We start from the raw sequence: 21230 nt of genomic DNA, 5'->3' as shown, positions 1-21230 counted from the left end.
CTTAATATTCAGAACAGGTCAGAAAAGGACCATGAAAGTAAAATCAGGGGGATTCTCATGTTAGCTTATATCCCCTATGATAAGGGAAGTAATGAAAACGATTTATGTTCACGTTCTAACTATAACTGGGGGGTAATTGAATGGGAGCTTTAAAGAAAAGCCTGATGACGATATTGGGTGTGACCATGGTTGGAACGCAGTTGGTAGCCTGCAGCAGTAATGTTGAACCGGCCAAGAGCGGCACCACACCGGCAGCCTCCGGAAGTACGGCACCAGCAGCCTCTGGTGACACCGCGAAGCCGGCAGCCAAGCCTGTTGAAATCACTTGGTGGAATTTCCCGAATTTTCAGCCGTTAGATGGAGAGGTTGGCAAATACGAAAAGCAGATTATTGCTGCATTCAACAAAAAAAATCCTGACATAAAAGTCAATCTGGAAATGATCACCTTTGAAGGCGGCCCCCAAAAGCTGAATGTCGCCATTGCCTCCAATACAGCCCCTGATGTGATCTATGATGCTCCGGGTCGAATTATCGATTGGGGCAAGAAGAAGCTGCTGGCTCCACTGAATGATATGGTGACTAAAGAAGTGCAGGCTGATATTTCACCTGCCTTGTGGAAGCAATCCATGGTTGGCAATGATATTTATATGTACCCGATCAATACGGCGCCGTTCATGATGGCTGTGAACAAAACTGTATTTGAAAAGATTGGTGCGCTGGATTTACTCCCGTTAAGCAAGCCGGACAGAACCTGGACCGTAGCCGAATATGAAAAAGCACTGCAGGCGGTCAAGGAAAAAGCGCCGGACGTCATCCCATCAGGGTTTTATGCCAAAAGTACAGCTGGAGATCAAGGAACCCGTGCTTACATAGCTAACCTCGGTGTATCCAGATTTTTGAATGAGGACTACAGCAAGGTGGCGATCAATACGGACAACGCCGCGAAGGCACTCGACTGGATTGTCAAAGCGAGCAAGGATAAATTGGTTGTACCGGGCGCAGCGTCCTTAGCAGCCGCAGATGTGAACGATATGTTCCTGCAAGGCAAGCTGGCGTTCACGATCAATTATTCCGCAGTTCTTAAAGCGCAAAATGTACCGAACAAAAAAGTGAAATTTGACGATATTTTGCTTCCATTCCCGACACTGGACGGATCGAAACCGAAGCTGGAGCCTTACCTCGGCGGAATGGCGATCTTTAACAACAATGACAAAGACAAGATCGCCGCTTCCAAGAAGCTGATTGATTTTATTGCCAATGATCCTGAATATGGGAAGAAGAACCTGATCCAAACCGGTGGTTTATCGGCGCGGACGTCCGTTACAGGGCTGTATGATGATTCCGAGTATAAATATGCCGAGCTTGCTCGCAGCTTCATCACAGACCCGCCGACGATAGCGGATGGTTATGCAGAGATTCGCACCTTCTGGTTCCCTGAGCTGCAGAATGCCTTAATCGGGGGCGTATCCGGCAAAGCGGCACTCGATAATTTCGCGACCAAAGCTAACGAGGCAATTGCCAAGGCAAAGACACCAACCCAGTCCAAATAACATCAGGTATGGCATGGGGGCAGCGTTGCAAGTGCGCTGCTCCTTTCTATGAACATAAGGAAAGGGGAGATGGAGTTGCTGGCAGCTGTGCGCAAGTCCAAACATTATATTTTACGCGATTGGCTGATGAGTTATTTATTTTTATTGCCTGCATTTGGGTTTTTCCTCTTATTTGTCGCCTATCCGATGCTAAGAGGGGTCTATATCAGTTTCTTTGATTATTCATTAAGAAGCTTTGAATTTGTTGGGCTGCATAACTATATATCACTGTTTCATAACGAAACCTTTCTTAAATCGTTACGCAATACCTTTTTACTTGTTGTCATCGCTGTACCGATCGTCATTGTGTTTTCCGTTTTTGTGGCGATGAATATTTACAAGACCAAAGAGGTTATTCGTTCTTTCTTTAGAGGCGTATTTTATTTACCGGCTGTATCCTCGGTTGTCAGTATTACGGTTGTCTGGGGTTGGATCTATCATCCTAACTACGGAATTCTTAATTATGTGACAGGATTATTCGGGTTCGAGCCCATCTCATGGCTTGGAGATACCCGCACGGCTTTGTTAGCGATTATCGCGGTTCTGATTACAACCTCGGTGGGACAGCCGATTATTCTATATGTCGCTTCGCTGGGCAATATCCCGACATCCTATATTGAAGCTGCACAAATTGATCGGGCAACCCCTTGGCAAATTTTTGTGAACATCATATGGCCGATGCTGATGCCAACTAACTTATACATTATCGTCATAACAACGATTAATACATTCCAGTGCTTTGCTTTAATCCAGCTGTTGACCTCCGGAGGTCCGATCTACAGCACCTCTACTGTTATGTATGGTGTGTATGAGCAAGCGTTCTTGCTTGGTAACTTCGGATTAGCTTCAGCGATGGGTGTCTGCTTGGCTATTATGATCGGGATTATCTCCGTCATTCAATTCAAATACTTTGGCAGTGATGTAGAGTATTAGGGGGAACATCATGAAATCACATGCTCAATTAAATAGGTACGAGAAGAGCTGTCCTACGAATTTCAGATCAGCTAAACGCCAGGAAATCAGCATCTCACGGATCGGTTCCGTGTGTCTGTTGATTCTCTCTACCATCGTATTCATATTTCCATTCTATTGGATTGTTACGGGTGCTTTCAAAATTCAGACCGTAGCCACGGCGATACCGCCCGAATGGTTTCCGCTCACACCGACGCTGCAAAATTGGAGCGATTTATTTAAAAATCCGGTCTGGCGCTGGACCTTCAACAGCTTTTTTATCTCCCTGTGCGAAATGACGGCCGTGTGTCTGGTTGCTTCAACGGCTGGATATGTCCTTGCCAAGAAAGTATTCCCTGGAAGAAAAATCATATTCACGATGTTTGTTTCATCCATGGCGCTGCCCAAACAGGTTATTCTTGTCCCCTTATTTACGATGTTAGCTAGTTTCGGTTGGATCAATACGTATCATGGTCTCATTCTTCCTGCCATTGGCTGGCCATTCGGTGTCTTCCTGATGAAGCAGTTTGCCCAGACGATACCGGGGGAGCTGATGGAGGCTGCCAAAATAGACGGCTGCTCGGAAATCCGCATGTTCTCAACGATAATTGTTCCTTTGCTGAAGCCAGCGTTGGGTGCACTCGCAATTTTCACCTTTATAGGTGCATGGAACGATTATTTCAGCCAGCTGATTATGACGCGATCAACGCCTATGATGACACTTCCGCTTGGAATTGCTACCATGCAAGGCGAATTTACAACGAATTACGGAGTTATGATGGCTGGAGCCGCGCTCGCCTCTATTCCGATGATCGCGATCTTTTTATTGTTCCAAAAGGCATTTACCCAAGGCATTACGATGGGTGCAGTAAAAGGCTAAGCATTTCCATAAGACAATGGCAGGAAACAGCAGGACAAATAGTTCAAAAAAAGCCGGAGCCCCTTTACTTTTTAAAGGATGCTTCGGCTTTTGTCAGCTTGTGGATTACTTCCCGGCAGCGTTAACAGCTGCTCTAATGGCATCGGTCACTTTCTGTTGGAATTCAGCCGATTCTTGTGCGGATAGGTTATCTGAAACAGCCTGCATATCATTGTTCCATAAGTTCAAAATACGAGCTGCGAGCTCATCAGTTGATGTAGCAGTAAGACTTGTCAGGCTGCCACCTTGGTTATAGGCACTTTTCAGTTCATTATACTCAAGATCCTCAGTGTTGGTAACCAGGAAAGCATCGTTAAAGATGGATGCTAAATGTTTGCTAATGAGTGCTTGTGTATCAAATGTGGATTCTTTCTTTACATCAATCCCATTGGACAAGGAAACGGCAGATAAAATGGAGTTGTTTGCCTGATCCTTCAGCTTCGCAGCTTCATCAGCTGTTAGCAGATTGGCGGCTACCGCCTTATCAAGCTCTTGCAGAATCGGACTGGCCAATGCATCTCTTAAAAAGCTTTGGTCGAGAAGGGTAGCCTCTGCGAGCGAGCTTCCTTTAAGTACACGGTCATGAACATCCACATAATCTTCATCTGAAATAGCTGCCGCCTTGTTCTCCAATTGCTTCATAAATGTATTCATAAGAGCATCATAATTAAATCCGCCTTTGACACTGGCCACCTGGTATCCTGGTGTGGAAAGAGCGACTTGAATGCTATTGTACAAATCGGATTTCAATTCTGCTAACTGCTCATTAGTGATTGAATAGTTCTGCAAAGTACTGGATAGATCCTGATCTATCCATGCTCTCAGCTTTTCACCCAGTAATGAGCTGTCCATACTGGAAGCTTGAGCTAATGACTGTCCATTAAGCAAAGCATCCTGCACATCTACATAATCTTTATCCGAAAAGGCTACTGTCATCGTAATCAGCTTGTTTAAACGATCTGTTATGTACTGCTGTCTATCCAAAGGTGCTTTTACTCTTTCAATGACTGGATAGTCATCGTCATCCGCGAATGCTTTTGGGGCTAAAGAAAGGGCACCACTAAATAATAATGCAGTAGAAAGTATTGCAGCCATCCATGGTTTTCTGTTTTTCATTTTTAACTCCACCTTATCTCTATAGTTTTTCATTAAACATTTCGTTAACGAAATGTTTCTGTACGAAATATATCATTTTGTGTTTGAATTGTAAATAGTATCTAAACAATAATAAGTGAATAAAGTTTGAACAATTTTTAAGAAAATGTTAATGCCACAATCTGGTACCAAGGATAATGAACTAGTTATTGCTAGAGTACTCATAATGTTCTACAATATATTGTGAAGTAACTAACTTCGATGTAACGTAGAGCGGTGTGCAGTGGTGTAGAGTGCGGTGTTAGAGATCAAAGAAATCATCGTACCCCACATCCAGGGATGACCAGCATCGTTTGATCGTGCAATAATCAAGCTTCGTTTTGATAACGCTTTCAAAAAAGGGGATCGTAAACAGGTATGCGCATGGCCAGCAGGTTGTCAAACAAACCAATACTGAAGCTGATGCTGTTATTAGGAGGATTAGGTCTCCTATTACTGATCGTTAGCGGCGCGGTTCACTTCGTTTCCTCTCAGATAATGCAATATGAAAAAAAAGAGAAAACGATGAGAGCGCTCAAGCAAGTGAAGCAGACCATGGACAATGAAATCAAGCAGATGAATCGGGTATACCTGCGAGTTGCTTCAGACCCGAATGTTCGGGACTATCTGTATGCTCAGGAGCCTTCACCGGTCAGTCAGAAGCCCGCCGACGAGCTTGTGATGAAAAGCTTGAACAGGTATAAAGCTGCCAACCCCTCTATACTGGATCTGTACATGTACGTCAAAAGCAATCACGCAATCGTGAGCACACAAGCTGTGGATACGCCTGAACAGTTCTTTTCCACCCGGTTGTACACCTCCATGAAGTATTCAACCTGGCATCAGCTTATCAAATCGTACCAGAACAAGAACTACCTTCATATCGGACAGACCTCCAAGGATAGCTTTAAGGGTACTGGGTTGGCTCTTTTTCAATCGCTGCCGTTGACGGACCCAACCGGACCGGATGCAACGATAGTCATTGTCTTCAAGGCGGCCCCATTACAATCCATATTGGATACTGTCGATCCGGCGCTCCAGGGTACTGTCATGATTACGGATAAATACGATGAGGTATTGATATCCTCTCAAGCAAGAAAAGCCCCTGCTCCAGAAGTGCTGGATGGAATGACCAATGATAACGGCGTTCTATACATGGACGAGAATGGTACGAAGGTGGCTCTGTTTTATATGAAATCGTCTGATCCGGAGCTGACTTATATGGCTTTTATTCCCGAGGATTTGCTGAGTTGAAGTATGTTATTCGTTCGGGGGTACTCCTGTACAATTGGGCATTGAACGTCCAGTTTACCAGTGGAGATGCCCCTGAATTTTGTCTGCGATTCATTCACTCATTCTACCGCATGCAATTTCCCCCCCCTAATTTCTTAACACCCATCTTAAAAAAAGATAAGTATGTTTAAATTACAGACTCCCTCTATTCAGACCCCTGCTGTAAGATTCACATATAACAACAACGATGGGATGTGTGAATGTGAGTTTGTTAGCCTACTACAATCGGTATAAAATTCTTTATCTGCTATCGCTTCCGGGAATACTTTATTTTGTGGTTTTTAAGTATATTCCACTGGCAGGCTCGATGATGGCGTTTCAGAATTACAGCATTTTTGAGGGTATTTGGAAAAGTGAATGGGTAGGTCTGACTAATTTCCAGCGTATGTTTGAGTTCGCAGACTTTTGGAGAATTTTGAAAAATACATTGGCTATCGGTTTTTACACGCTGGTTTTTGGGTTTCCGATTCCGATTATTTTAGCATTAATGATGAATGAGCTGCGTAATCAGCTCTATAAGCGATTTGTCCAGACAGCTGTGTATTTGCCGCATTTTTTATCATGGGTTGTTGTTGGGGGGATCGTGATAGAAATCTTGTCACCGACCAGTGGTGTGGTGAACCACGTCCTTGCCTGGTTTGGCCAGGAGCCGATCTACTTTATGGGCGAGGACTCCCATATTCGAACGATCATCGTAAGCTCTGGGATTTGGCGGGATGCGGGCTGGAGCACGATCATTTATTTGGCCGCCATGAGCGGTATCAACCCCGATCTGTATGAGGCTGCGCAAATGGATGGAGCGACTCGGTGGAGACAGACGATCTCCATTACGATTCCTTCGATTATGACGACCATTACAATATTGTTTTTGCTGCAGATCGGGAATTTTCTGGATCTCGGCTTTGAGCGGGTATTTGTGTTTTTGAATCCGCTGACGAATTCAAATGGGGATATTCTCGATACGTACATTTACAGGGTGGGACTCATTCAACGGGAGTACAGCTATACGACGGCGATTGGGTTGTTTAAATCGGTGATTGGGTTTGTGCTGATTGTTACGGCGAATACGTTTAGTAAGCGAGCAACAGGTGAGGGATTGTATTAAAGGTTCGGTGAGGAGTGTGTGGTGAGGAGCATATGGTGAGGGGGGCGCTGCGCGGCCGAAGTGTTCTTCCGATCGCTGTTGTTCATGGATTTCCTGATTGGATAAGAGATGTATCGGTTGAAATCCATGAACAAAGGCGAACGCTCCGCTTCTGCAGAACACCACGGCCGCTCCGCTGCATGCTCACCGGGCCTTTAAGACAGAGTAGAGATTAGGAAGGAAGGAGATTGTCCAAGGTGTTCTTTGGACAATTAACTACAATATAAAGTTCAGATCATACATAAATAAGAAGTCAGTTTGCTAAGGAGATAAAACCATGTCACCATCCAACAAAACAAGCCGATTGGCGCTGCTCAATCCATTGATTTTATTACTGATTAGTTTGACGATGCTGCTGCCGATTCTGAATATTATCGCGCAATCATTGAGCGGCTCGGTTGCGCTTAGCACCGGTAAGGTAATTCTATGGCCGGTGGAATTTACCATGGCGAACTACGCAACCGTTTTACATCAGGCTGCGATATGGAGAGCTTTTGGGATTAGTGTAATGATTACCGTTTGTGGGACTTTGATCAATCTGATTATGACAGCGAGCCTGGCCTATCCTCTATCGAGACATGAGTATAGGGAACGAAAATATATTTTGCTGATGGTTTTGATTACGATGATATTTCACGCGCCGTTAATTCCGAATTATTTGCTCGTTCGCTCGTTAGGCTTGCTGGACACCCTATGGGCATTGATGCTGCCTGGGGCGATCAGTGCATTCAATTTGTTCGTGATGCGCTCGTTTTTCCTTTCCATCCCCAATGAATTGATCGAATCGGCTAGAATCGATGGAGCCGGGGAGCTGCGTACCGTTTGGAGCATTATTTTGCCTCTATCCAAGCCGGCAATGGCGACGATGAGCATTATTTATTCGGTTGCCTTGTGGAATAACTATTCCAATGCGATGTATTATATCAATAATCGGGCCTTGTTTCCTTTGCAGGTCAAGCTGAGAGAGTTCGTTATTACCGACTCATCGGATTTGGCGAATACGGCCAATGATGTCGCCAACCTCTCACCGGAAGGGCTGAAGATGGCGGTCATCGTGATCGCAACGATTCCGATCATGCTCGTATACCCTTTCCTGCAAAAGCATTTTATTAAAGGGATGCTGATCGGATCGATTAAATCATAACCGTGCAGGATGGATCATTCCGTGTACTTTTATAATAAAGATCAACAGAGCTTAAAAAAACCGATGTTCCAGTTACAGCATTCGCGTTAAGATCATGTCGAAGCCACTCAATAACTCGTAGGGGGAACATATACAATGAAACGTTGGAAAAAAGCAGGTATGCTCGCATCGCTAACATATGTTACAATAGTGGGCTGCTCCAGCCCGGCTGCGCCCAAAGCAGCAGACAACAAACCGCAGGGACCGGTCAAGATTTCGATTTCGATGAGCGATTCCTTAAACAAGTATGCACTCGCTAGTACGGATATCAACAAGGACAAATGGGTCAAGAAGCTGGGAGAGCTAACGAATACCGAATTGGATATCCGATTGGTTCCACATGCGGAGTTCAAGCCCAAGACAGCCCTGATGTTTGCCAGCAACGATATTCCCGATGTGATGAACACCATTCAAGGCATGTTCCCGGAAGGACCCGATATGAGCGGAGCGATTAAAGGCGGATTGTTTATGCCGCTGGATGATCTACTGAAGGAATATGGACAGGATTTACTGAAAGCGATTCCGAAGGAAGCCTGGAACGAGGTCAAGTACAACGGTAAAATCTATGCGATCCCGGAATACTTATCATCCTCCACGCGTCGTGCAACGTTTATCCGTAAGGATCTACTCGATCAGACGGGGCTGCCCGCACCCAAAACTGTCGATGATCTTCTGAATGTACTGCGTGCCATGAAAAAGAACGGGGTTGCTGAACCGTTTGCCTTCCGCAAAGATTTTGTATATTCCGATGTGATTTTCGGCGCTTATGATGTGATGCCTTACAGCACGATGTTTGAAAAAATCGGCGATCAGGTTGTTCCGAAGTTTTTCAAGGTCGAAGCGATGCAAAAAGCATTGCAGGTGTACAAGACGATGTATGACGAAGGCTTGATGGCGAAGGATTTTGCCAGTCTGGACGGTAACAAATGGACAAATAATATTAATGCCGGTAAATCGGGTGTCTGGAATCATAATGCCAATCTGCTGCTGAACTGGATTAATACCACAAAACCTGCGAATGCCAAATCCGAGGTCATCATCATACCTTCACCTGTAGGAGATGACGGCAAAGGCGGCATGATGAAATACAGCTACACGGGCGGACTTTCTTACATCAACAGCAAGGTCAGCCAAGAAAAGGCGGCAGCGATCGTTAAATTCCACAATTATATGATTACCGAAGCAGGCGACAGATTTTTCAACTTTGGTATTGAGGGCGACACGTACACGATGAAGGATGGCAAGGTAGCTTACAAGCAGCCGACCACACCGGAAGGTACACTGGAGGAGCAGTTCCGTTCCGTTATGCTGAGATTGGTTGAGGATACGGCCTTGAATCGGACCCTGCTCAACACGACAGAGGATGGTAAAAAGCTGGTTCAGCAGTTCGATACCATTGTAACGAAGGAAGGTCGTAGTGGAATTGCATTCCAGCCTGAGCTCGCAGCCAGCGCCAAATATACGGATGCCGGTATCAAGTTCTCGGATATGCCGCCGGTTATTCTGGATCATATGCTGAAAATGGTATACGGCAAGGAGCCGATTTCCGATTGGCCGAAGGTGCTGGAGGAATGGAAATCCAAGGGCGGGAATGATATCATAAAAGAAGCAACTGACCGTTATAATCAGAAATCCGGCGTCATCATGGGAGACTAATACATCCAGACGTTGATCCCTGCACAAAATGGAGGACGGCACATGAAGCATATTCTGGTTGTAGATGATGAGCCGCTTATACTCAAAGGTCTTGTTGTCATGCTGAAGCAGCATTCGCATTCCTTTGATTCCATTCGAACAGCCAGTAACGGCTTGAAAGCGCTCCAAATGATTGAGGAATCGATGCCTCAGCTGCTGTTTACGGATATCCGGATGCCCAAGCTGGATGGTCTTGAGCTGTGCAAGCAGGTTCATGAGAAATACCCTTTGATTCAAAAGGTGATCATATCCGGATACAGTGATTTTGAATATGCGCAAGCCTGCATCTCTTATGGGGTTAAGGAATATGTGCTGAAGCCGTTTATCCCCTCCAAAATTCATAGCCTGCTGGATAAGCTTGTATATGAAAGCCATCATGCTGTATTTTCCATATCTCGATATGAGGAATGGATCGACAAAATTGTCGAAGCGATCTGGTCCTTGCGGATTGAGGAGGTTGAGCTGCATTTGGAGCAGTTAAGGTCGTATTGCAGTACGGCCTCGACCTCCGATTCGGATTTCATTCAGCTGTTGAAGGATTGCCTGATGATGCTTAAGAAACGTTTATCTGTCAAAGGCTTTCACCCGCAGGGTGAGGAAATCTCGGACGCTGCCGATAAATTGCAATATTTTGCACAGCTTCAAATACAGATCCTGAAAATGATTGATGAGCTGACCCTACAGCGGGGTGGACAGGATTTGATGCAAAAGGCCAAGTACTACATGGATTCTCATATTACGAAAGACTTGTCGCTTGAGGACGTGGCTGAATATCTCGGCATTACCCCGCCTTATCTAAGCCTGCTGTTTAAAAAGGTGCACAAGGAAAACTTCGTTCAATACCGGATTACGAAACGAATCGAGCTGGCCAAAAAGCTGCTGGAAATTCCGCACTATCGGACCAACGATATTGCTTATGAGGTAGGCTACGAGAATTATCCGCATTTTTCACGCATGTTCAAGAAGGTCACCGGACTGTCGCCCTTGGAATACCGACATATGATGGGGATCAAATAATGAAGCCAACGCTCGCCAGAAGTATTTTTGCCTATATTGCATCTGTTGTCATCATCACCGCGGCTTCGATCGGATTTTTCTCCTATCATATTTCGTCCAAGAAGCTTAGTGAGCAGAATGAGCAGCATCTTAAGGAAATTGTCTCGAATGCGGTCAATCATACCGATTTGTATTTGAAATTGTATGAGCGGGCCCATTTATCTCTGTTCACCAATACGGACGTTAAAAAATTTCTCGATGCGCCTCCACAGGGAGATTATGAGTATTATGAGTTTACGAATAAGCTGAAGGTTAATGTGATTGATCCGCTGTTCATCAAATCTCCCGAGATCATGACAGTATATTTGATCGATTACAACCATAACTGGGTGTATTATGAGAATCCGGCGCTGAAGCCGATTGCCGATCCGCTGCCTGAGGTTACATTGGAGGAGCTGGATAAAGAGGCCGATGCGCAGGGAAATCTGACGATTATTAACAATAGCGTCTTTGCCGGGAGCAGCAATCAATTTATTACGTTGGCACGCAAGATTCACGGTGAGGTGTTTAACGAATTCAAAGGGATATTGGCGATTGAGATCAAATCGAATGAATTTTCAACGCTATGGCGAGGGATCAACCTTGGACCCAACGGGTTCTTTTCCATTGTCGATAATGAGGGACGGATCGTCTATCATCCGGATAAGAAGCAGATTGGCAGCTTTGTTGACAAGCAGCTTCTGAGTAAGCTGGAGTCGAACCCTCTGGAATCGTTCATCGATGCCTCCGGTGGTGAGGAGCGAATGGTGGTCAGTTTGAAGTCGGCATACTCCGGCTGGAATTTGATGGTGTCGTTGCCGACTGCGGATATTAATGAGCCGCTTTCGAGCATTCGGATATCTTCCATCTGGGTGGGAGGCGTTACGCTGCTGATTGCTTTGCTGCTATCGTATCGATTTGGCCGGAACATTACCAAGCCGATCCAGATATTGAAAAAAGGCATGCGCCAAACCGAGCAGGGCAATTGGGTCAAGATCCCGCAGCTCCGAACTCGTAATGAGCTGGATGAGCTGATTGAACGATATAATTTGATGGTTGTGAGCTTATCCGAGCTGATGGATACGTTATACCGGACTGAATTAAGTAAAAAGGACGCCGAGCTGGAGCATCAAAAGGCGCAATTGCAATCCCTGCAGCTGCAAATCAATCCTCATTTTCTGTACAATACTTTTGAAAATATTATTTGCTATGCTGTGATCCAGCAATCCGAAGAAATCACCGAAATTGTCGATGCCATTGCCTCCATGTTTCGTTATTCCGTACAAACCGATATTGAAGAGACGGCTATCGTGAATGAGCTAAAGCATGTGCTCAATTATATGACGATTATGAAGCATCGCATCGGTCGGGAGTTTGAGCTGGATGTGCGGATACCTCCACAGTTCTTTTTGAAGAAAACAGTCAGGCTGACGCTGCAGCCTTTAATTGAAAATATTTTTCAGCATGCGTTTGCGGATGGTTTGGAGGAGCATCATTTTATTCGGCTGGATGCCTGGATTGAGGGCGATGATTTGGTGATGGTAGTTGAGGATAACGGAGTGGGCATAGCTCCTGATCGTCTTGCTGTTCTGCAGAGTCAGCTGGATACGAACCAACTGGCTGAATCCAATCTGTCTGGTGGCAAGGGGCATGGCGGGATTGGCATGATGAATGTGCACCGCAGAATTCAGCTGGTATTCGGAGAGAAATACGGCTTATGTATGGAGAGTGAGCAGGGTAAGGGTACCCGCTTGTTCATTCGTTTTCCTGATCTGGCAACGTGAAGCGTCCAATGCTCTTGTGTAGAGCACTGGACGTTTTTTTGCAACTTCGGACGGCTCAGAAGCGTTTATAAAGTAAATCCCTAAAATCACAAACATCGAAAAGGAGTGAAAAGCTTGGGCATCAGGTCGGATTCGAGCAAGGTGCGACGGATGAGCAAAGCAGAGTCACGCTCGATTCGACCCGGAAATGGGAGGTTATATGGGTAGGCTCGATAACGCATTCGCCTGATAAAGAAACTCCAAGCCATTTCGATGGTCTGCCGCTTCCTGGTATAAATAGTAATTTCATTTGGGGCTTCCAATCACCCAGCTGGACCTGGGATGGTAAGGATAACAAGGGTGTGTCTTTGCCGCCAGGGAATTATTTTTTAAGGCAAAGGGACGGGGCACAGCTGCAATATCAGATCATGAATTCCTCTTCGCCCGAAATTCTTACCCATAACCTTAATCGAAGTATGGCTAACGGGTTAGTTGGTTTTTCGATTCGTCCTTAGTTTGTATCAAGTAAGCTACAATTTCATTTTGTTGTGATTCATTTTCCTTAAACATCACTTGAAAGCACACATCATGTTCGATCCAGAAATAGCTTACCAAATCCGCCTCATACGCATTACTTAATGGACCGTCGATTTTGTACTTCTCTGTTTGAAGCACTTCCATTCCTGCTACCTCTATGGGGCTTACCTTGACTTCATGCTTCTGCCCGTCTATACGATAGAAGTCAACATATCCGTTGTTTTTGATATCTTGATACGTATGACCATTTTTGATTTGCTTGAGATTAAAACTGTTTGCATTACGATTGTTATTGTCAGTCTTTTGGTATCTAATACTGAGAAGTCTTGTATTCTTATCCTCATCGTCTATTGGAAAGCTGAAGTTGACCTTTTTGGTGACAAAAGCATTCATTGCTTGAAATTGTCCGAATAGCTGCAGCGGAAATTTAGGTGTAAATCCGATTAATTCCGGAGCCTGCTGTAAATCATCCGTATCATAGATTTGAATGTTCAACATATAGTCGCTTGTATAACGTTCATTCATCTGTTCATCAGGATATTTCATGGATTCTATCATCATAAGGAGCTCTTGATTTGAAACGCTCCCATGAAGTTGGTACTGGATATCCTGATCCTGCCATATATAGTACAGCTTTTCACGCTTTCCTGAACCTACTGTCACCTTCAAAGCGTCCATTTGATTAATGATCAGGGGTTCTTTCTTTATTTCAAATTCAAATTCACTTATTTTAAGCTGTTGTTCGGATTGCTCAATTTTCGCATAAGCGGCTTCCAGTCCGTTTCCACCATACACCGCGTTTAATTCAAAATTTCCATAATGTTGGTTTCCTTTACGAGCTTCGTAATAAAATGAGGCCTGGGTTAGCTTGCTTTCTTCAGGTTGTTTCGATTTCAGATGTACACTCTCAAATTTGTAGTCCTCGGGCACAAAGTCAGGGACTTTAAACTTAAAATCGGCAATTCGAGCAGCCTTGTCCAAACGATTATAGTCCCGGAATGGGGAATCAAACAGAATACGATCTTTCATTGCCGAATCGGTTGCTGCGAGCGTGTTATCCGTACTGATCGCCAGAATCGGATTATGAGAATTCGTTAATGTCACAGCAGCCAGGATCGCCATGCCTATGATCGCAATCGCTGATATTTTATACGATCCTTTTTTAAAAGACTTGATCATTGTCATCCTCCTAACGATTTGGTTATGGTTGTTCGATTCGTGAAAATACAGCAGGTTTGGCTGATTTCGTTTGGCAGAAAATCGCTTAAGAAATTCAATAATCGTCAACCCATACGGAACAGCCTCTGCTTCTCCCAGAATCTCCAATACGTAAGCATCACAAGCGAGTTCTCTGTCAGCTTTCATCATTCTGATACAAATCCAGACCAAAGGATTCATCCAGTGGATCGCAAGAATAAAGCTTCCGATTGTATTCCAAATCATATCTTTTCTTCGATAATGGGCTAATTCATGGGACAAGACATGTGAAATCTGCGAGGTGCTCAATTCCTTGCCGATTGCTTCCGGTAAATAGATCCAAGGATGAATCACCCCTGAGATATAGGGACTTATCGCATAATTGCCTGTGTATACTGGAATCGGTAACGAAATGTCGAATTTCGCTCTGCAATCCTCCATAACCTGCATGATCGAAGAATCGGTTACCAATCGGAGGGTACGGAATCTTTGTCGCATCTTCATTATGCAATAGACCAAGTAGGTCAGGATGGCAACTACGCCTATAAGCCATACAGACGCCAAGATTTTTAAACCGAGAGCATGTGATTGTACAGTAGCAGGTTCAGGATCTTTCATCCTTTGTGCAGATAGGGCAGGCTCCCTGTTAACGTAATCCTGACTTGACCTGCTGTTATCATGGGAAAGTAATTCATCTTGTTGGTTAATTCTTGTTCCATTGTTAGATAGATCGCTTTGTACAAAAGAAACGATACCGGCAGCAGCCTTACTCCATTCGGTTGCGAACGGCACCATATTAAAAATACTGACGTCGCTGTTTGGAAAAACGGGCAGCAGCAATCGGATCAACACAATCAACCATAACGCATGTCGAATGCGGGCATTCATGTAACGGTGAAATAACTTTTGAATCGATATCACCAACAAGGCAACAATACTTGCCGCAAAGGTCGAATACACAAACCAGACAAAAGTGTTACATACAATATCCATAGGTTTACCTCTTTACATGTACTTGGGCAGCTTCATTATGCCTGTGGTTTGTTATCGGCTTTATCCTGCTTGTCCGTCAAGATCTTCTGCAGCTGCTCGATCTCCTTATCGGACAAATGTGCCTCCTCCAAAAAATTGGTAACCATACTGCCTGCAACACCACCAAAAACTCTTTTTATAAAAGACTGACTTTCCGCCTTAACGCATTCTTTTTCGGAAAATAGGGGGTGGTATTTATAACCTCTTCCTGATTTCTCAAAGCCGATTACTTTCTTTTTCAATAGCCTGTTCACAAACGTACGAACAGTTTGCTCGCTCCATTGGATCTCATCGGGCAGCTGAAGCAGGATTTGCTCTGAGGTGATCGGGCTGCTTTTCCAAATGACTTTCATAATTTCCCATTCGGATTCTGATATTTTGGGAATCGTGCTCATAATGGAACCATCCTTTCTGATGATCTTTCATTTACGAATGTAAATATAACCTGTTGAATTTGATATTACAAGTGTAAATGAAAAATGTCAACTGTTGGAATGGGATAGGAATGTCTGGATACAACGAAAAAAGAGCCGCAGCAGATGCGACTCTTGGGAGCGTCAAAGGTTAGGTTGGAGGATGAGACGAAGCAGCTTTTTCCTGAAGGCGTACATCACCCAGATATGTACCTTGGCCTGAGTGAAGCTGTATAGGAACCAAGGCAAGGAGGGCACATAATCGTGAATCGCAACGATACATTCCTGTGTGCCTGGAATTTGCATAAACTCGAGCCTTCCTTGGGGCGACTCTTTGGTATTCGCGAACATGCCGCCGGTAATCTGATATACAGCACATGATGCTGTGCTATTTTGTTTGGAATAAGTCAGCTCCAGCAGCGGTCTACGGTCGAATACAATATAAACACGGCATACCCCGAAGTCATCGATTACGGTCCTCAGCAAGGGCTTGGCGAAGCTCGACAGCCAGGACAAATAATGGGCGGCGGCCCAGGTGGCGTTCTTACCTTCCGGTACAAGGATGCGCTGAACAGAACGTACATCGGATTTTATCGTATGCTTCCGCTTTAAGCGCTTCACCTCGGCTGTTTGCTCGAGCATTTCCTCATAGGTCGTGACATCAGGCTCTCCGATATCCATCGTTTTTCCGAACAGCTCTTCGTTGCCAATACTGTGCTTTAATGCGTTCAGCACTTCGGAGAGCGATGAGCCTTCAGGCCGGGCTATCAGACCTGTACGAATCGACGTCACTGGAATCCCAAAGGATTCAAGGATCTGCTGAACCTCAAGCCGACTACGCATATGGCGGGAAAGTGCGCTCTTCTTCGTATCAGGTGGTACAAGGCCACTCCAATACACGATCTGCTTCACGCTATTCTTTTGAGCCGCGCGCCCAAAATGCTCAGCAAGAATGACGTTCATATCCTCAAATTTGGCCTGTGTCAGCCTGGCGGTCGACAGCAAGGAAGGAATCAAATATACGGCGTAATCCGCACCCTCAAGACCTTTCTCCGCGTCATCCATAGAGAAAAAGTCGCAGGACCGCCACTCCACGTATTCCCTATGCTCTCGGTTGTCGGCATGTCTGGATAATGCGATAACCTCGGCTTGTCCTGACAATTGCTTGAGCAGGTTATATCCTATATATTCGTCCGCCCCCGTTAAAGCGACCGTTGGACGCCTATGAGTCTCGTTATTTTTCTCCATGCATGTTGCCCCCTTGTTGATGCTTAGTGTAACAGATCTAGGTCATGATGATGAAACGATTAATAAATCACAAGTCAGTGTAAAATAGATCATTTGCGGATACAAGTCCTACAGCTATACTCACTATATTCTCGTAAAAGGATGGTGATTATAGTTGAACAGTAGGCGATTGTTAAAAGGAGCTAAGCTGATATGCGTTTCACTTTGTCTGGCGCTGCTGCTTTCGGTATCGACACCTTGGATTCAACCCGATTTGGCAGAAGCGGCGCTGCCGTATCCCCTGCAGGAAGGCTTTGAAGGCTACGGAACGACAGCGTCGGGGTATACATCTCCGATTGCACCTACTGCCAGCGCGAGCCAGCCGTGGGTAAACGCTGTTGGAGGCAGCACGAACTGGTCGGTGGGAGAGATTGCTTCCGGTACAACTGGCAATCATGTGCTGAATCAGACGGATACGACAACGACCTCCGCCTATGTGGTGACCAACAATTATTGGGGCAGCAATAACCCGGAGCTTACGACCGATAACATGGAGCTGTCTGCCAAGGCAAAGATTACCGGTGCGAACAGCACGTATGCGGGGTTGGTAGCCAGATATTCCGTATCCGGGAGTACGCCTAATTATTACCGATTTACGTGGAAGAAAAATTCGTCCAGCTATCAGTTTTATTTGGAAAAGGTTACGGGTACCTCCAAAATCAGCGTTCCGCAGACTTCCGGTACACCTAACGCCAGCGGGGTATCGGTAACCAACACGATTTTGAACCCGTCCTTTGACAGCTTTGGCTATTTGCCTCTCAAGCTCAAGGTGATTGAAAATGCCGATTCCAGCTTAACGCTTGAAGGGTACTACGCATCTACGCTCGTGCTGTCCGGGACGGACACAACGCCTTATGCGACAGGCCAGGTCGGCTTGTACAGCAATGCGGGAACGATCGCCTTTGATGATGTGCAGGCAGCTGCCATCAGCTCACCTACCTCTCCGGCCGTGATTGCAGCTCCCAATCATATTACGGCGACTTATCCGAGCACGGGAGCGGTTAAAGTATCGTGGGATCCGGTGGATGGCGCAGCCGGCTACAATGTAAAGATGGCGACAAGCCCGGCGGGTCCTTTTACGAAGCAGAACAGCATACCGGTTACGGCTACCAATTACACGAAATCCGGTTTGACCACGGGGACGACATATTATTTTGTAGTCAGCTCGGTTACGACGACTGGAGAGGGCAGTGACAGTACACCTTCCGTATCCGGCATTCCGAAAACGGTTACAATACCAACGGTCACCAACACAACCCAGCTTACCGCTGCGCTCGCATCGGCAGCGCCGGGAGACATCATTTTACTTGAAAATGGCAATTATGCTGGTGCATCCTACACAGGCGTGAATGGAACCGCAGACAATCCAATCGTCATTGCGGCCCGTAACAAAGGGATGGCGAAGTTTACATCGACTGGACTTAAATTCACCACGAGCTCTTATGTTACGCTGCAGGATTGTGAATTAACGATGACGGCTTCTACATGGATTCGTTTGACAGGCTCCCATCATATACGTGTGTCCAATAACTACTTTCATTCGCCTGCCACGAGCAGCGCGACCGGACCCAAAACCGATTGGGTCTATATAGATGGAGCCGGCAGCCATCATAATCGGGTTGACCATAATTTAATGGAAAATAAGCTGGATACAGGAAAATTTATTTTGTTCGACGGTGTTTCAGCGGCAAGTGCTGCAACCAAGGAAATTACCCAATACGATATGGTGGAGTACAACATTTTCCGCAACACGCTTGGACGCCAGGAGAACGAATCGGAGAGCATTCGGATCGGGGTATCGACATTGGTGCATCTGGACGCCCATACGACGATTCAATACAACATCTTTGATCATTGCGATGGCGATCCCGAGATTGTTTCGGTCAAGAGTGGCGCGAATATCATACGGTACAATTATTTTATTGAATCGTTAGGCTCCTTGTCATTTCGGGCTGGCAACGGCTCCAGCGCTTACGGCAATATGTTCATCGGTAATGGTCGTACAGAGCTTAACCCCGACCCCTACGGTGAAAATCTGGGGACAGGAGGCATCCGCATTTATGGCGAGAACCATAAGGTGTACAACAACTATTTTCAAGGCTTGACAGGCAGCAGCTTCGACGCGGCCATCACGTTTACAACTGGCGATAAGGATGATTTGATGACGAATTATCCCACTTATCCGGCTCTGCATTACATAGCCAAAAATGTCGTGGTAGCCAATAACACGCTGGTCAACAATTATGCCAATATTGAACTGGGGCTCGTTCGTTATGGGCTGCCTCCCACAAATCTGACCTTTGCCAATAACATCGTAGTCGGCTCACAAAAAGAGCTGATCAAGATCATGACCCCCATTCCGGGTCTGACATGGTTGGGCAACATCATGTTTCCGCAAAAAAATGTGCCGCTCATAACCGGCAATTCGGCATCACTGACCTCATCCGAGGTTAATGTTGCTTACCCGCTGCTGAAGGATGAGGTGCTGCAGCATGATGCCAAGCAGTACGCCTGGCTGTGGACCTCATCCAGCTATACCAGGCTGAGAACGATTGCGTACAAAAAGCTCGGCTCGGCAAGTACGGCCATCAACGCATCCGCAGGCAGCTATGGCAGCGGAGGGACGTATTCTTATGTCAATGAGGATATGGATCGTGAGCCGAGGACTGGTATCCCTGATGTTGGAGCCGACGAATACTCGGCAGCGGGTCTGCCAGCAGATACGGCCAATCCGACATGGAGCGGCTCGACTCCGGTTTCAGTGGCAAGCATCGCACCTCGTCATGCAGCTATCAGTTGGACAGCAGCGACAGATGATACGAGAATTGCCGCTTACCATATTTATCGGAATAATGTGAAAATCGATACGACCCTTGGAGATGCAACAAGCTATGAGGCTTTGGGCTTGCAGCCAGGAACCACCTATACGTTCAAGGTAGAGGCTGTGGACCAGGCGAATAAATCGGTCATGAGCGGCAATACGGTCAGCGTATCAACACCCGCGATGAGGGGAATTGTAGCTTCGGAGGTTCCTGTACAGATTGCGCTGGGCGGCACCTCGAAGCAGCTTAAGGTTATCGCTACTTATGCCGATCTGTCTACGGAGGACGTAACAGCAGGGTCAACCTTTACAAGCAGCAGTCCGGGGGTGCTGACCGTTTCCACGAGTGGATGGGTGACAGCAGCAGCCATGGGCAGCTCGATTGTAACGGCTGCATACGATGGAGCAGCATCGCCGCCCTTAACTCTCAAGGTCAACGCTTCAGCGCAAACCAATCTGCCGGTTACCGCTGATACGTATGTGGATAACATTACAGCTGCCAATGCCGACACGAATTATAGTGCAGCAGCTACGATGGAAATTAAAGGAGACGGAACCAAACGGAGAGCCGGGTATTATAAAATAAATTTGCCAGCCCTGAGTGACCGTATCGATACGGTGCAGCTCAAGCTGTACGTCACCTCTGCCGGAGCGGGTGGGGATTTACAGCTGCATGGTCTACTCGATGATTCGTGGGTTCCGACTACGATTACCGCTAATAATCAGCCCGAAAGGGCAAGAACGGACGCTGCTCTGGGAGTGATTTCACCCATTACGGCGGGCAGCTTCGTGACCTTTGATCTTACACCGTTCTATAAAAGCCAGTCGGACGGTGTGCTCAGCCTCCGGCTGACGAATAAAACGGGCGGAATCGCGGTCAAAGTCGCTGGTCTCGAAGGGACCACTGATACCCGGGATCCGGTAGTCATCTACACGACGATCAGCAATCCGACGGCTGTGCCAGCGGCACCAGCCTCGTTGACGGCAGCAGCAGTCGGCGGGAAGGTAAACCTGTCGTGGAACGCCTCGGCAGCAGCGGACAGCTATAAGGTGCTGAGATCTACGAACGGTACGACCTACAACGTGATCATTACCGGAGCGGGAACGACTACATCCAACGGGTACACCGATACGAGTGTGGTCAGCGGAACCACTTATTACTATAAGATCGTCGCCAACAACAATATGGGGGATAGTCCGGCGTCGAATGTAGTGACCATTGCTCCTTAAATGAGGA

The 21230-nt window shown here is 46.2% G+C and carries 14 protein-coding genes; 10 read left to right on the top strand and 4 right to left on the bottom strand.

Annotated features, from left to right (window positions below):
* Positions 1 to 140: 140 nt before the first annotated feature.
* From NST47_RS28270 to NST47_RS28260, 3 genes are read left to right on the top strand one after another with little or no spacing between them, the layout of a single operon-like run.
* A complete protein-coding gene (locus NST47_RS28270; protein WP_341158105.1) occupies positions 141 to 1550 on the top strand; it encodes an ABC transporter substrate-binding protein in 1410 nt (469 codons plus the stop codon).
* A gap of 48 nt (positions 1551 to 1598) precedes the next feature.
* Positions 1599 to 2522 carry a carbohydrate ABC transporter permease gene (locus NST47_RS28265; protein ID WP_445667407.1) on the top strand — a complete coding sequence of 308 codons (924 nt, stop codon included), beginning with the start codon at positions 1599 to 1601 and terminating at the stop codon, positions 2520 to 2522.
* Positions 2523 to 2532: 10 nt separating this feature from the next.
* Positions 2533 to 3420, top strand: a complete 888-nt coding sequence (locus NST47_RS28260) for a carbohydrate ABC transporter permease (RefSeq protein WP_341158104.1) — start codon at positions 2533 to 2535, stop codon at positions 3418 to 3420.
* Between the two features lie 105 nt (positions 3421 to 3525).
* Here NST47_RS28260 and NST47_RS28255 read toward each other — a convergent pair whose 3' ends face one another.
* Positions 3526 to 4575, bottom strand: a complete 1050-nt coding sequence (locus NST47_RS28255; RefSeq protein WP_341158103.1) for a hypothetical protein — start codon at positions 4573 to 4575, stop codon at positions 3526 to 3528.
* A gap of 414 nt (positions 4576 to 4989) precedes the next feature.
* Here NST47_RS28255 and NST47_RS28250 point away from each other — a divergent pair, with 414 nt between their 5' ends.
* From NST47_RS28250 to NST47_RS28225, 6 genes are all read left to right on the top strand, one after another.
* Positions 4990 to 5847, top strand: a complete 858-nt coding sequence (locus NST47_RS28250) for a cache domain-containing protein (RefSeq protein ID WP_341158102.1) — start codon at positions 4990 to 4992, stop codon at positions 5845 to 5847.
* Between the two features lie 241 nt (positions 5848 to 6088).
* Positions 6089 to 6991, top strand: coding sequence for an ABC transporter permease (locus NST47_RS28245; protein WP_445667406.1), 903 nt, complete (start codon positions 6089 to 6091; stop codon positions 6989 to 6991).
* A 316-nt stretch (positions 6992 to 7307) separates the two neighbouring features.
* A complete protein-coding gene (locus tag NST47_RS28240) occupies positions 7308 to 8174 on the top strand; it encodes a carbohydrate ABC transporter permease (RefSeq protein ID WP_341158100.1) in 867 nt (288 codons plus the stop codon).
* A 135-nt stretch (positions 8175 to 8309) separates the two neighbouring features.
* Positions 8310 to 9869, top strand: a complete 1560-nt coding sequence (locus tag NST47_RS28235; protein WP_341158099.1) for an extracellular solute-binding protein — start codon at positions 8310 to 8312, stop codon at positions 9867 to 9869.
* A gap of 42 nt (positions 9870 to 9911) precedes the next feature.
* Positions 9912 to 10925 carry a response regulator transcription factor gene (locus NST47_RS28230; protein WP_341158098.1) on the top strand — a complete coding sequence of 338 codons (1014 nt, stop codon included), beginning with the start codon at positions 9912 to 9914 and terminating at the stop codon, positions 10923 to 10925.
* On the top strand, positions 10925 to 12727 hold the full coding sequence (locus tag NST47_RS28225; RefSeq protein WP_341158097.1) for a cache domain-containing sensor histidine kinase: 1803 nt from the start codon (positions 10925 to 10927) through the stop codon (positions 12725 to 12727). Before NST47_RS28230 ends, NST47_RS28225 begins: the two co-directional genes overlap by 1 nt.
* Positions 12728 to 13186: 459 nt before the next feature.
* Here NST47_RS28225 and NST47_RS28220 read toward each other — a convergent pair whose 3' ends face one another.
* From NST47_RS28220 to NST47_RS28210, 3 genes are all read right to left on the bottom strand, one after another.
* Positions 13187 to 15433, bottom strand: a complete 2247-nt coding sequence (locus NST47_RS28220; protein ID WP_341158096.1) for a M56 family metallopeptidase — start codon at positions 15431 to 15433, stop codon at positions 13187 to 13189.
* Positions 15434 to 15468: 35 nt separating this feature from the next.
* The gene (locus tag NST47_RS28215; RefSeq protein WP_076228944.1) at positions 15469 to 15867 is read right to left on the bottom strand and encodes a BlaI/MecI/CopY family transcriptional regulator; all 399 of its coding nucleotides are present in this window, start codon (positions 15865 to 15867) and stop codon (positions 15469 to 15471) included.
* Positions 15868 to 16029: 162 nt separating this feature from the next.
* Positions 16030 to 17133, bottom strand: a complete 1104-nt coding sequence (locus NST47_RS28210; RefSeq protein ID WP_341158095.1) for a hypothetical protein — start codon at positions 17131 to 17133, stop codon at positions 16030 to 16032.
* A gap of 154 nt (positions 17134 to 17287) precedes the next feature.
* Between NST47_RS28210 and NST47_RS28205 the strand changes: the two genes are divergently transcribed.
* Positions 17288 to 21223 (top strand): chondroitinase-B domain-containing protein, encoded by a 3936-nt coding sequence (locus NST47_RS28205; protein ID WP_341158094.1) that lies wholly within the window; start codon positions 17288 to 17290, stop codon positions 21221 to 21223.
* Positions 21224 to 21230 lie beyond the last annotated feature (7 nt).

Origin of the sequence: Paenibacillus sp. FSL H8-0034 (assembly GCF_038000305.1) — a bacterium.
Classification (GTDB): Bacteria; Bacillota; Bacilli; order Paenibacillales; family NBRC-103111; genus Paenibacillus_S.
The sequence above is the reverse complement of the archived record's forward strand: the minus strand, read 5'-3'. Positions and strand labels throughout refer to the sequence as shown.

What these genes read in the sequence shown, in the direction of transcription:
- NST47_RS28260 (WP_341158104.1), top strand. Translation starts at nt 2,533, where the DNA reads ATGAAATCACATGCTCAATTAAATAGGTACGAGAAGAGCTGTCCTACG.
- NST47_RS28210 (WP_341158095.1), bottom strand. Translation starts at nt 17,133, where the DNA reads ATGGAGAAAAATAACGAGACTCATAGGCGTCCAACGGTCGCTTTAACG.
- NST47_RS28220 (WP_341158096.1), bottom strand. Translation starts at nt 15,433, where the DNA reads ATGGATATTGTATGTAACACTTTTGTCTGGTTTGTGTATTCGACCTTT.
- NST47_RS28240 (WP_341158100.1), top strand. Translation starts at nt 7,308, where the DNA reads ATGTCACCATCCAACAAAACAAGCCGATTGGCGCTGCTCAATCCATTG.
- NST47_RS28215 (WP_076228944.1), bottom strand. Translation starts at nt 15,867, where the DNA reads ATGAGCACGATTCCCAAAATATCAGAATCCGAATGGGAAATTATGAAA.
- NST47_RS28255 (WP_341158103.1), bottom strand. Translation starts at nt 4,575, where the DNA reads ATGAAAAACAGAAAACCATGGATGGCTGCAATACTTTCTACTGCATTA.
- NST47_RS28265 (WP_445667407.1), top strand. Translation starts at nt 1,599, where the DNA reads ATGAACATAAGGAAAGGGGAGATGGAGTTGCTGGCAGCTGTGCGCAAG.
- NST47_RS28270 (WP_341158105.1), top strand. Translation starts at nt 141, where the DNA reads ATGGGAGCTTTAAAGAAAAGCCTGATGACGATATTGGGTGTGACCATG.
- NST47_RS28235 (WP_341158099.1), top strand. Translation starts at nt 8,310, where the DNA reads ATGAAACGTTGGAAAAAAGCAGGTATGCTCGCATCGCTAACATATGTT.
- NST47_RS28230 (WP_341158098.1), top strand. Translation starts at nt 9,912, where the DNA reads ATGAAGCATATTCTGGTTGTAGATGATGAGCCGCTTATACTCAAAGGT.
- NST47_RS28225 (WP_341158097.1), top strand. Translation starts at nt 10,925, where the DNA reads ATGAAGCCAACGCTCGCCAGAAGTATTTTTGCCTATATTGCATCTGTT.